The 11,483-nt window shown below is 69.7% G+C and carries 11 protein-coding genes and 5 pseudogenes; 2 read left to right on the top strand and 14 right to left on the bottom strand.

All coding sequences use genetic code 11. The annotated features are described in order from the left end of the window. Nucleotides 1–19 precede the first annotated feature (19 nt). The 3 genes and pseudogenes from hisB to hisD form a co-directional block, all read right to left on the bottom strand. A pseudogene (gene hisB / locus LP418_RS00190) lies at nucleotides 20–638 on the bottom strand (imidazoleglycerol-phosphate dehydratase HisB). Beyond that, on the bottom strand, nucleotides 635–1,741 hold the full coding sequence (locus LP418_RS00195; RefSeq protein WP_257954799.1) for a histidinol-phosphate transaminase: 1,107 nt from the start codon (nucleotides 1,739–1,741) through the stop codon (nucleotides 635–637). Before LP418_RS00195 ends, hisB begins: the two are co-directional and overlap by 4 nt. Continuing rightward, the gene (hisD, locus tag LP418_RS00200) at nucleotides 1,738–3,048 is read right to left on the bottom strand and encodes a histidinol dehydrogenase (RefSeq protein WP_442940065.1); all 1,311 of its coding nucleotides are present in this window, start codon (nucleotides 3,046–3,048) and stop codon (nucleotides 1,738–1,740) included. The genes LP418_RS00195 and hisD overlap by 4 nt, the downstream gene beginning before the upstream one ends. A gap of 85 nt (nucleotides 3,049–3,133) precedes the next feature. On the opposite strand from hisD, the gene LP418_RS00205 reads away from it, so the two are divergent. Both LP418_RS00205 and LP418_RS00210 read left to right on the top strand, forming a co-directional pair. After that, nucleotides 3,134–3,862 carry an LON peptidase substrate-binding domain-containing protein gene (locus tag LP418_RS00205; protein WP_257954800.1) on the top strand — a complete coding sequence of 243 codons (729 nt, stop codon included), beginning with the start codon at nucleotides 3,134–3,136 and terminating at the stop codon, nucleotides 3,860–3,862. A 105-nt stretch (nucleotides 3,863–3,967) separates the two neighbouring features. Beyond that, on the top strand, nucleotides 3,968–4,303 hold the full coding sequence (locus tag LP418_RS00210; RefSeq protein WP_336275865.1) for a YbaK/EbsC family protein: 336 nt from the start codon (nucleotides 3,968–3,970) through the stop codon (nucleotides 4,301–4,303). A gap of 16 nt (nucleotides 4,304–4,319) precedes the next feature. Here LP418_RS00210 and LP418_RS00215 read toward each other — a convergent pair whose 3' ends face one another. From LP418_RS00215 to LP418_RS31985, 11 genes and pseudogenes are all read right to left on the bottom strand, one after another. Continuing rightward, complete coding sequence (locus LP418_RS00215; protein WP_257954801.1) at nucleotides 4,320–5,573, bottom strand: DUF3352 domain-containing protein; 1,254 nt, start codon at nucleotides 5,571–5,573, stop codon at nucleotides 4,320–4,322. Nucleotides 5,574–6,056: 483 nt separating this feature from the next. Continuing rightward, entirely contained in the window at nucleotides 6,057–6,620 is a 564-nt protein-coding gene (locus LP418_RS00220) for a hypothetical protein (protein WP_257954802.1), read from the bottom strand. Beyond that, complete coding sequence (locus LP418_RS31945) at nucleotides 6,620–6,730, bottom strand: hypothetical protein (RefSeq protein ID WP_442940067.1); 111 nt, start codon at nucleotides 6,728–6,730, stop codon at nucleotides 6,620–6,622. The genes LP418_RS00220 and LP418_RS31945 overlap by 1 nt, the downstream gene beginning before the upstream one ends. Beyond that, entirely contained in the window at nucleotides 6,696–7,955 is a 1,260-nt protein-coding gene (locus LP418_RS31950; RefSeq protein WP_442940068.1) for a helix-hairpin-helix domain-containing protein, read from the bottom strand. Before LP418_RS31950 ends, LP418_RS31945 begins: the two co-directional genes overlap by 35 nt. A gap of 82 nt (nucleotides 7,956–8,037) precedes the next feature. Continuing rightward, nucleotides 8,038–8,874: pseudogene (locus tag LP418_RS31955) on the bottom strand (hypothetical protein); the annotation flags it as partial. Continuing rightward, nucleotides 8,768–9,610: pseudogene (locus LP418_RS31960) on the bottom strand (DNA polymerase III subunit alpha); the annotation flags it as partial. The pseudogenes LP418_RS31955 and LP418_RS31960, both read right to left, overlap by 107 nt. A 91-nt stretch (nucleotides 9,611–9,701) precedes the next feature. Continuing rightward, nucleotides 9,702–10,178: pseudogene (locus tag LP418_RS31965) on the bottom strand (PHP domain-containing protein); the annotation flags it as partial. Nucleotides 10,179–10,458: 280 nt separating this feature from the next. After that, nucleotides 10,459–10,776: a DUF2332 family protein gene (locus LP418_RS31970; protein WP_442940349.1), complete on the bottom strand. Its 318-nt coding sequence runs from the start codon at nucleotides 10,774–10,776 to the stop codon at nucleotides 10,459–10,461. Then, nucleotides 10,775–10,840, bottom strand: a pseudogene (locus LP418_RS31975) (hypothetical protein); the annotation flags it as partial. The pseudogene LP418_RS31975 and the gene LP418_RS31970, both read right to left, overlap by 2 nt. Beyond that, entirely contained in the window at nucleotides 10,827–11,111 is a 285-nt protein-coding gene (locus LP418_RS31980) for a DUF2332 family protein (RefSeq protein WP_442940069.1), read from the bottom strand. The gene LP418_RS31980 and the pseudogene LP418_RS31975, both read right to left, overlap by 14 nt. 197 nt (nucleotides 11,112–11,308) lie before the next feature. Beyond that, entirely contained in the window at nucleotides 11,309–11,479 is a 171-nt protein-coding gene (locus LP418_RS31985; protein WP_442940070.1) for a hypothetical protein, read from the bottom strand. Nucleotides 11,480–11,483 lie beyond the last annotated feature (4 nt).

The following is an 11,483-nucleotide window of genomic DNA, read 5'->3' on the forward strand; positions in this document are numbered from 1 at the left end:
GCTGCGGGTTCGTGAGTGCTCAGAGCGTGCCCTTGGTCGACGGCACGCCCTGCTCGCGCGGGTCGTTGGCGATCGCGTCGCGGAAGGCGCGCGCAAGGCCTTGAACTGCGCCTCGACCCGGGGTGGTGCGGGTCGCGGCCGGCGAGCACGCGGACGTGCAGCGCGAGGTGCGCGTGGAAGGAGATGGTCTCGAAGACGTGGCGCGTCAAGGAGCCCCGGTAGGCCGCACCGTTGACGTCGTTGCCGCCGATGGCGACATAGATCTGCCCCTCGGGCTCGCCCGTGTGCACGCAGTAGGGACGCCCGGAGACGTCGACGACGGCCTGCACGAGCGCCTCGTCGAGCGGCACGGTGGCGTCGCCGAAGCGGCGGATGCCGGCCTTGTCGCCGAGTGCCTCGCGCAGCGCCTGACCCAGCACGATGGCGGTGTCCTCGACGGTGTGGTGCGCGTCGATGTGGGTGTCGCCGTTGGCGTGCACCTTGAGGTCGATCAGCGAGTGCCGCGCGAAGGCGGTGAGCATGTGGTCGTAGAACCCGACGCCGGTCGTGATGCTGGAGCGCCCGGTGCCGTCCGAGTCGAGCTCGATGCTGATCTTCGACTCGGAGGTCGCCCGCTCGAGGCTGGCAGTGCGGCTCATGTCATGTCCTTCATCGACTCGTTCTTCATCACGATGGTCAGTGCGTCCTTGAATGCGGTCATCTCGTCCGCGGTGCCGATCGACACCCGCAGCCAGCCGTCGGGCCCGGTCTCCCGGATCAGCACGCCGTGCTCCAGCAGACCCTGCCAGACCGCGTGCCGGTCGGCGAACATCCCGAACAGCACGAAGTTCGCGTCGCTGTCCGCGACCTCGAAGCCCTGCTCGCGCAGCCACACGACGGTGCGGTCGCGCTCGGCGCGGAGCTCGGCGACGTTGCCGAGCAGCTCGGGCGCGTGCCGCAGAGCGGCTGACGCGGTCGCCCGGGTGACCGCGGAGAGGTGGTAGGGCAGCCGCACCACCCGGATCGCGTCGCAGATCGCGGGGTCCGCGGCGAGGTAGCCGAGGCGGGCGCCGGCCGGGGCGAACGCCTTGCTCATCGTCCGGCTGACCACGAGGTTGCGGTGTCTCGGCAGCAGCTCGAGCGCGCTCGGCACACCTTCTCGGCGGAATTCGCCGTACGCCTCGTCGACGACCGGGATCCTGTCGCCGACGGCCTCGCAGAGCATCGAGATCGCCTCGGGCGGCAACGCCGTGCCGGTCGGGTTGTTCGGCGACGGCAGGAGCACGACGGACGGCTTCCTCGACACGATGAGCTCGCGAGCCGCATCGAGGTCGAGCGAGAAGTCCTCGGCCCGGTGGCCGACGACCCAGTCGGTCATCGCGTTGCGGGCGTACTCGGGATACATCGAGTAGGTCGGCGCGAAGCTGAGCGCCGTGCGACCGGGCCCGCCGAAGGCCTGCAGGATCTGCAGCATCACCTCGTTGGAGCCGTTGGCCGCCCACACCATGTCGGGCGTGATGTCGCTGCCACCGGACGTGTTGAGGTACGCCGCCGGGCCCTCGCGCAGGGCGGTGAACTCGCGGTCGGGGTAGCGGTTCAGGGTGCCCGCCGCAGCCGCGACGGCGGCCGCGATGTCGGCGACCGCCTCGGGCGAGGGGCCGTAGGGGTTCTCGTTGACGTTGAGCTGCACGGGTACGTCGAGCTGCGGGGCGCCATAGGGCTCGATGCCGCGCAGCTCCTCCCGGATCGGAGGAAAGCTCATTCGCTGAACCGCACCTTCACCGCGGCGCCGTGGCCCGGCAGGTCCTCGGCCTCGGCGAGCGTGACGACGTGGTCGGCCACCTCCGCGAGCGCGTCGCGGGAGTAGTCGATGACGTGCACGGACTTGAGGAAGGCGCGCACGGACAGGCCGCTGCTGTGGCAGGCACACCCGGCGGTCGGCAGCACGTGGTTGGACCCGGCGCAGTAGTCGCCGAGCGAGACCGGCGCGAAGGCGCCGACGAAGATCGCGCCCGCGTTGCGCACCCGGGCCGCGATCTCGCGCGCGTCGCGCGTGTGGATCTCGAGGTGCTCGGCGGCATAGGCGTTGACCACGTCGAGGCCCTGCTCGACGTCGTCGACCAGCACGATCGCGGACTGCTGACCGGTGAGCGCGGTCTGGACGCGGGCCGTGTGCCGCGTGGCGAAGACCTGCTTCTCCAGCTCGGCGTCGACGTCGTCGGCCAGCGCCTCCGAGTCGGTGACCAGCACCGACGCGGCCATCGGGTCGTGCTCGGCCCGGCTGATCAGGTCGGCGGCGACGTAGGACGCCTCGGCCGTGTCGTCGGCCGGGATCGCGATCTCGGTCGGGCCGGCCTCGGAGTCGATGCCGACCACGCCGCGCAGCACGCGCTTGGCGGCGGCGACATAGATGTTGCCCGGGCCGGTGACCGGGTTGACGGGGCGACAGGGTCCGGCGCCGTACGCGAACATGGCGATCGCCCGGGCCCCGCCGACGGCATAGACCTCGTCGACACCCAGCAACGCGCAGGCCGCCATGATCGTCGGCTCGGGCAGTCCCTCGCGGTTCTTCTGCGGCGGGCTGCTGAGCGCGATCGACTGGACCCCGGCCACCTGCGCGGGCACGACGTTCATGATCACGCTGGACACGAGCGGTGCGAGGCCGCCGGGGACGTAGAGCCCGACCCGGTCTACGGGCACCTTGCGGTGGGTGACCGTTGCGCCCTCACCCAGCGACGTGGTGACGTCGGCCTCGAGCTCGGCCTCGCACGTCTTCCGCAGGCGGCGGATCGCCTCCTCGAGGCCCGCGCGCACGGCAGGGTCGAGCTCGTCGAGCGCCCGGGTCAACGCTTCGGGCGGTACGGCGATGTCTTCGCGGTCCACGCCGTCGAACTGCGCGGAGAACTCACGGATCGCCTCGACGCCGCGAGTGCGGACGGCGTCGATGATCGGCTGGACGGCATGCGTGGCGGTCTCGACGTCGAACTCTGCGCGCGGCACGACCGCGCGGTAGTAGTCGTGGGGGGCGGACGTGCCCGCTCCCCGGAGGTCGATCCGACGCATGCGCATGGTCCGATTCTAGGGAGTCGCGACGCGCAACCCGACCTCGCCGACGGTCGGTGGACATGCCCCGGACACCCGTTAGGTTGTGAGCGTGACCGACACGCTGCCGATGTTTCCCCTCAACACGGTGCTGTTCCCCGGCGTGAGCATCCCCCTGCACGTGTTCGAGGACCGCTATCGCGCGCTCGTGCACCACCTTCTGCGCATCGACGACCCGAGCGATCGCGTGTTCGGCAGTGTCGCGATCCGGGAGGGCTACGAGGTCGGGGACCACGGTGCCCAGTCGCTCTACCGCGTCGGCGTGCGCCTGCAGCTGACCGATGTCGAGAGCAACAAGGACGGCACCTTCGAGATCGTCGCCACCGCCCGCGACCGGATCATCCTCGACGGGCTGGAGACCTCCGGCGAGTTCGCCAACGGCGACGTCACCGACTCCCCCGACGAGCCCGTCGAGGGCAGCGAAGAGCTGCACAACCGGGCTCGCGCCACGTTCACCGCCTATCGCGCCGCGATCAGCGCGATCCGGGGATCGACGTTCGCCGGCAGCCTCCCCCGCGATCCCGGCTACCTCTCCCGGACCCTGTCCGCACTGGCGCCGCTGCCGATGGCCGAGCGTCAGTCACTGCTGGAGGCGGAGAGCCCTGAAGCACGGCTCGAGCTGGTGACCACGATGCTGCGCGAGGAGCTGCGGGCCATGAACGTCATCCCGTCGCTGCCGGCCACCGACGTGGCCCGCACCGCCCCGGTCCCCCAACTGAGGACCACTCCATGGCGAAGAAGAAGGCCGCCGGTGGCGGCACCCCGGCCACCCTTGCACTGACGGCTGCCGGAATCGGCTTCGAGCTGCATCCCTACGAGCACGACCCGCGGGCGGCGTCCTACGGCCCGGGAAGCCGCCGAGGCGCTCGGTGTCGAGCCGGACCGCGTGTTCAAGACGCTGCTGGCCTCCCTCGACGGTGCCCTCGTCGTCGGCATCGTGCCGGTCACCCGGCAGCTCGACCTCAAGTCGCTCGCCCGCGCACTCGGCGGCAGCAAGGCCGTGATGGCCGAGGTGAGCGCCGCCGAAAGAGCCACGGGGTACGTCGCCGGCGGCATCTCCCCCGTCGGGCAGAAGAAGTGTCACCGGACCGTGCTCGACGATTCCGCGCAGGACCACGCCACCGTGTTCGTCTCGGCCGGACGCCGGGGACTCGACACGGAACTGACCCCGGCCGACCCGGTCGCGATCACCGAGGCGATCACGGCCCAGATCGGCCGGTAGAGCAGTCGAACGTGGGTCAGTCGGTCGTCACCTTGTAGACGCCGTGGATGACCTCACCATCGATCCAGCCACTGGCCCCGACCGCTGACAGCGGCTCGAGGTTCTCGCTGAGCTCGGGCTCGTCCTTGCTCACCCGCACCAGCCAGTCGTCGTCGCTGTTGAAGTTGAGGAACAGCACGCTCGCCGCATCGTCCTCGATCACCTCGTCGTAGGCCGCGGTCTCCCCGAGCTTGCCCCCGGCGGCCAGCGCAGCGATGTAGTCCTCGTTGGTCCCGAGCACGGCGTAGCCGTCGCTCTCGGTCACCTCGAGGAAGGGGGCAGCCTCGGGGCCGGCCGGGTCCTTGACCTTGTCGAGCACGGCTCGGATCTCCGCCGCGTCGCCCTTGATCTTGAGGCCGAAGGGCGCCTCGGCCGGGCCCCCGTTGACGATGGCATCCGGGTCGATGCCGCTCCCCACGGCGACGGCGACGCCCTCACCGAGCAGGGTCTCGAGGTCGGCCGGCAGGTCGAGTCCGGTCTCTGCCTCGGCCTCAGCGATCAGCTCGTCGACGTCGAACGCACCGGCACTGGTGGTCTCGAAGTAGTCGAGCATCGCCTGCGCCCAGCCCTCACCGAGGCCCGGGCCGAAGGCGGCCACCGTGTCGTCGGGAAGACCCTCGACCAGCTCGACCCCGGCGTCGCCGAGGAAGTTCTCGGTCATGTCCGGCTGGTAGTTGGAGGAGGCCATCTCCACCTCGAGCGCACCGTCGTCGAACCGCACGGTCGCCGCTGCCCCGTCGAAGTCGGCCAGTGCCTGCTCGAGCTCCGGGGGAACGGTCGGTTCCTCGTCGGGCATGATCTCCGGGAACTCGCCAGTCTCGGGGTCGAACTCCATACCGGGCGCAGGGACACCGAACATCGAGCCCATCCCGGCCATGTCGCCGAGGTAGCGGCTCATGTACTCGCCGGCCGCCGGTGCGGCGTACATGCTGATGACGCCGGGCTCGCCCGCCTCGCCGGTCCAGCGCTGGAAGTCGGCGTCGTCGGCCAGCGAGCCCTTCTCGGTCGCGTCGACGACCTTCTGGGCGTCGGCCTCGGTCTCGCTGATGACGACCCAGTCGCCCGAGACGACCCAACCGCCCATCTCATCGGACGCCTCGGAGTCGCTCGCGACCTCGCCACCGCACACCTCGAGCAGGCGGTCCATGCCCTCCTCGGCCTTTCCGGCGTCCTTGACCCGGACGACCGGGATCGGGGCGGGCGTGTCGCCGCCGAGGTCCGCGGCGCCCATCGCCCCCCGGTCGCCGAGCCACGGCTCGACGTCCTTGGCGTAGTCGAGGCCCTCGCACTCGCCCCGACTTCACGATCTCCTCGAACAGCCGCTCACGCAGGTCGTCGTCGGTCTCGAGACCGATCTTCTCCTTGAACGCGGGGAACTTGCGCAGGGTCTGGATCGCCTCGATCTTCTGCCCGCCACTGGGGTCGAGGTCGATGCTGACGTAGCCCGGGGTTCCGGCCGGCATCGCCTCGGCGGGCTGTGAACCGGTGCCGAGGAAGGACGTCGCTGCCCAGACGGCACCTCCGCCGACGGCCAGCACACCGACGAGGCCGCCCGGGGCGAGCAACCGCTTGCGGTTGTCGGTCGAACGCTCGTCCGAGCCCACCGGGAATCCCGTGGAGGACTCAAGAAATTCTGGGCCACCGGGGCCCGGTGGAGTGGTGTTGGACATGAGAACCCCCGTGAGAAGACTGCCGGATGCTGACGGGCGCCAGCCTACCCAGCGGTCGGGGTCCCAACCGCCGTGGACCGGCGCCCCGATCGTCGTCCGGCGGCAACGAGATAGACGTAGAGCGAGGCGAACATCGCGCCGATCGGGTATGCCGCGAGCGCGCTCGAGTCGAGCCGGAACGGCCGCGGCTCGCCGTCCACCCCGGCCGGGGTGAGGTCACTGGGGATCGCTGTCAGGTCGGGCTGGCCGGCAGCGAGCAGCCGCGGGTCGTCGGGACCCAACGCGTGCCCCACCTTGAACATCACCCAGCCTGCGAGCATCGAACCCACGACGAAGGCGGCGAGGCTGACCAGCTCGTGCCGCGGCCAGCACCATCCGAGCGCGAAGGCGGTCAGGGCGCCGGCGACGAGCGCCACCGGGACGTACCAACCGGTGCCGGAGAAGGAGTAGTCGGGTCCGGCCGGTTCGAGGAACCACTGGTTCTCGTAGGCGACGCCGGCGGGCGCGTCCCAGACGCGTTCCCAGACCACCCCGGCCAGCGCGCCGGAGAGTGCGAAGGCAGCGACGAAACCGACGGCCTGCACGACCGCTCCCAGACGCTCGCCCATCAGGTCAGGCACCCCGGACCGAGCAGCTGCTTGAGGTCGGCGAACAGCGCCGGCGACGGCGTGACGCGGTGGTGGTCACCCACCTTGAGCACGATCGTCTTGTCGCGCATGCGAACGTTGAGCAGCACCTCGGTGACGCCGGGGTGCGTGGCGAGCACCTCCTTGAGGCTGTCGACCACGCCCGGGTTGATCCCGGTCTGCGGCAGGTTGACCGTGACCGGGCCCGACGGACCGTCGGACAGGTCGGGCATCGTCACCTCCCGGGCGCGCAGCTCGGGCTGGTCCTTGTCGCGGGAGAGCTGCCCCTTGACCCGGATGATCGCGTCCTCCACCGGGTGGGTCGAGGCGAGCTGGTAGGCGCTCGGGAACAGCAGCACCTCGATCGCCCCGTCGAGGTCCTCCAGGGGTCACCGTCGCCCACGAGTCGCCCTTCTTGGTGATCTTGCGCTGCACGCTCGTGACCGGGCCACTGATGGTCAATGTGGACCCGTGCGGTCGCTCCTCGTCGAGCATCAGCTGGCCGATGGTGCAGTCGGTGCCCTGCTGCAGGACGTGCTCGAGACCGAGCAGCGGGTGGTCGGAGACGTAGAGGCCGAGCATCTCTCGCTCATGACCCAGCAGCGTCATCTTGTCCCAGTCGTCGATCTCCGGGATCGCGACGTTGACCCCGAACCCGCCGTCGGCCTCGTCCAGCCCGCCGAAGAGCGAGTCCCGGCCGATCGCCTCGTTCTTCTTGATGTCGATGTACTGGTCGACGGCCATCTCGTGGATCGTGACCAGCGCGCGCCGCTTGTGCTTCATCTCGTCGAAGGCACCGGCCTTGATCAAGGACTCGATCACGCGCTTGTTGCACACGTGCACCGGGACCTTGTCCATGAAGTCGTTGAAGTCGGCGTAGCGACCCTTCTCTCGGCGGGCCGTCGCGATCCCGTCGACGACGTTGACACCGACGTTGCGGATCGTGGTGAGGCCGAAACGGATGTCGTTGCCGACGGGGGTGAAGTTGGCGTGCGACTCGTTGACGTCGGGCGGCAGCACTCGGATCTTCATCCGGCGGCACTCGTTGAGATAGATCGCCGACTTGTCCTTGTCGTCGCGCGTCGAGGTCAGCAGTGCGGCCATGTATTCCGCCGGATAGTTGGCCTTGAGGTAGGCCGTCCAGTAGGACACCGGGCCGTAGGCCGCCGAGTGGGCCTTGTTGAAGGCGTAGTCGGAGAACGGCAGCAGCGTGTCCCACAGCGCCTTGATCGCGGCGTGGCTGTAGCCGCGCTCCGTCATGCCCGCGGAGAAGCCGGCGAACTGCTTGTCCAGCTCCTCCTTCTTCTTCTTGCCCATCGCGCGCCGCAGGATGTCGGCCCTGGCCGAGCGTGTAGCCGGCGAGCTTCTGCGCGATCGCCATGACCTGCTCCTGATAGACGATCAGGCCGTAGGTCTCGCCGAGCACGTCCTCAAGGGCATCGGCCAGCTCGGGGTGCAGCGCCTCGACCGGCTCACGGCCGGTCTTGCGGCGGGCATACTTGTTGTGCGAGTCGGCGCCCATCGGACCGGGGCGGTAGAGCGCACCCACGGCCGAGATGTCCTCGAACGTGTCGGGACGCATCGAGCGCAGCAGCGCGCGCATCGGGCCGCCGTCGAGCTGGAAGACGCCGAGCGTGTCGCCGCGTTGGAGCAGCTTGTACGTCGCCGCGTCGGTCAGCTCGAGGTCCTCGAGCACGACCTCCTCGCCGCGGTTGACCGCGATGTTCTTCACCGCGTCGTCGAGCACCGTGAGGTTGCGCAGCCCGAGGAAGTCCATCTTGATCAGGCCGAGCGACTCGCAGGTCGGGTAGTCGAACTGCGTGATCATCGCGCCGTCGGCGGGGCGCTTGAGCATCGGGATGATGTCGAGGAGCGGCTCGCTCGACATGATCACACCGGCCGCGTGCACGCCCCACTGCCGCTTGAGGCCCTCGATCCCGACAGCGGTGTCGACGACCCGCTTGACGTCGTTGTCGCTCTCGTAGAGGGCGCGGAACTCGCCGCCCTCGCCGTAGCGCTTGTGCTCGGAGTTGAAGATCTCCCGGGAGCGGCACGTCCTTGCCCATGACCGCGGCCGGCATCGCCTTGGTGATGCGGTCGCCCATCGCGAACGGGTAGCCCAGGATCCGCGAGGAGTCCTTGACGGCCTGCTTGGCCTTGATGGTGCCGTAGGTGACGATGTAGGAGACGCGCTCGTCGCCGTACTTCTCCGTGACGTAGCGGATGACCTCGCCACGACGACGCTCGTCGAAGTCGATGTCGAAGTCGGGCATCGAGACGCGGTCGGGGTTGAGGAACCGCTCGAAGATCAGGCCGTGGACCAACGGGTCGAGGTCGGTGATCCGCATGGCATAGGCGACCATCGAGCCGGCACCCGAGCCGCGGCCCGGGCCGACGCGGATGCCGTTGTTCTTGGCCCAGTTGATGAAGTCGGCCACGACGAGGAAGTAGCCCGGGAAGCCCATGCCGGTGATGACGCCGACCTCGAAGTCGGCCTGCTTGCGGACGGCGTCGGGAATGCCGGCGGGATAGCGGACCTGCAGTCCGCGCTCGACCTCCTTGACCAGCCAGGAGTCCTCGTTCTCCCCCTCGGGGCAGGGGAACTTCGGCATGAACGTGCCGCTGCCCTCGGTGAACGCGACGTCGCAGCGCTCGGCGATCCACAGCGTGTTGTCGCAGGCCTCGCGGAGGTCGTACTTGTCGACCCACAGCGAGCGCATCTCGGCCGGTGACTTGAGGTAGTAGCCGTCGCCGGAGAAGGCGAACCGTTGGCCCGGACCGTCGCCGGCCGGGATGTCCATCGTCGAGCCGGAGTTGATGCAGAGCAGGTGCTCCTGTGACTTCGCGTCCTCCCGGCGGACGTAGTGCGAGTCGTTGGTGGCCAGCAGCGGGATCCGGAGGTCCTTGGCCAGCCGCAGCAGGCCGTCGCGGACCCGGCGCTCGATGTCGAGGCCGTGATCCATCAGCTCCATGAAGTAGTTGTCGCGCCCCAGGATCTCCTCGGTAGTCAGCGGCCGTCTGCCGGGCCGCGTCGTAGTTGTCGTGGCGCAGGTGGACTCGGATCTCACCGCTGGGGCAGCCGGTGGTGCCGATGATGCCGGCACTGTGCTGCGAGAGCAGCTCGCGGTCGGCGCGCGGGTGCTGGAAGAAGCCGTCACGCCGGGCCCCGGTCGAGATCCGGAACAGGTTGTGCATGCCCTCGGTGGTCTCGCTGAGCAGCGTCATGTGGGTGTAGGCGCCGCGACTCGAGACGTCGTCGGGCCCGCCCTTGTAGAAGTTGACGCGCTTGCGCTCGAACCGGCTGATGTTGGGCGTGAAGTAGGCCTCCATGCCGATGATCGGCTTCACCCCGGCGGCCTTGCACTGGCGGTAGAACTCGTAGGCACCGAACACGTTGCCGTGGTCGGTCATCGCCACCGCCGGCATGCCCAGCTCGGCGGTGCGCTCGGCGAGGTCCTTCAACCGGGCCGCGCCGTCCAGCATGGAGTATTCGGTGTGGACGTGCAGGTGCGCGAAGTTGTCTCCTGAACCGGCAGACATGAGTCGGTCTTCCACACCTTCCGGGGGTCGAGAAACGGGACGCGAATCGAGGGTGCCCCGTGTGTATTTCGGGGCGGCAGATGGGGAAGAGCGCCAGCCTACGTCAGTCTTGCAGGGCCCACCGACAAGACACTCGGGGTGCCGTCACAGCCACTGGATCGCGTGTCCGTGGCCGTGTGTGAGCGCCACCGCGGGAGCCGTCCAGGGGCCAGCACGAACCGTCCCACGGGCACGCTCAGGTCGCCGGTCACGGCCGACAGGACGTGCGGCGCCTCGTTGCTCACCCAGCGGCACTCCCCGCCGCCACGAGGCCGGTCATCAGCTCGTGGAAGCGCTCTCGCTCCGCCACCTCGAGGTAGGCGATCACCGCGCTGTGGAACACGACCGGCGTCCCGTGCCGGCCCGCCTCGGCCAGCAGACCGGGCAGCGCGTCGAAGAGGTCTCCCTTGACGATGCTCGGCGGCTCCTCGCGCGCGATCCGGACGGCCCGCTCGAGCCGGTCCCGTCGTTCCTGCTGCTCGGGCCACACCAGGGTTGGCCAGCCACGCCATCGCGTCGTCGTCGCGTACGTCGAGGGGGTTGAGGTCCGCACCTCCACGCCGGGCGATCGCGGGGTGGCTGCCCGGGACCGGCAGGTCTCCGGTGGCCTCAGCCGTGAGCACCGGTCCCCCGGAACCGGTGAGCTCGCCGACGGGCGGCCGTGGCGTAGTCGTAGCGGTCGGGATACAGGCACAGCCCGGCGCTGGCGCCCACCTCGATCAGGCTCAGCGGTCCGTGCGACGCGGCCACCTGTGCGAGCACCGGCACCGGGGTCGCGAGCCGGCCGACCTCGTTGGTCTGCGTCGCGCGCTCGCCGAGCGTCGCCTTGATCTGCAACTCGCGCTCGAGCAGCGTCCGCTTCAGCTCGGCGTAGTCGCTCGGGGGCCACCGCACCGTGCCACCGGGCCGCGGCGAAGACGAGGTTGGGCTGCTGCTTGAGGCGCGGCAGTCCGGCCAGCCAGACGTGGACCTCCGGGTCGTCGGCCACCCCGTGCGCCCAGTCCACGAAACATGCCGAGTCGCCTTCGGCGTACGCCGCGAAGTCGCGGTAGCGGTCGGCGATGTCCCCGTCGAGCTCCATGCGCGCAACGTTAGGGCAGCAGGTTGGCGATCTGCTCGACGGCCACGTCGATGCGCCCCCGGTCCGATCGCACGAACACCGCGCGGTCCACGACGGCCAGCTCACGGGCCGGGCACCGGCCATCAGGACGGCGTCGTTGCCGCCCGGGGATCGGAGGATCCGCTGGGACGCGGCCACCCACGGCT

The organism is Nocardioides sp. B-3, from assembly GCF_024703895.1.
In the GTDB taxonomy this organism is placed as follows: Bacteria; Actinomycetota; Actinomycetes; order Propionibacteriales; family Nocardioidaceae; genus Nocardioides.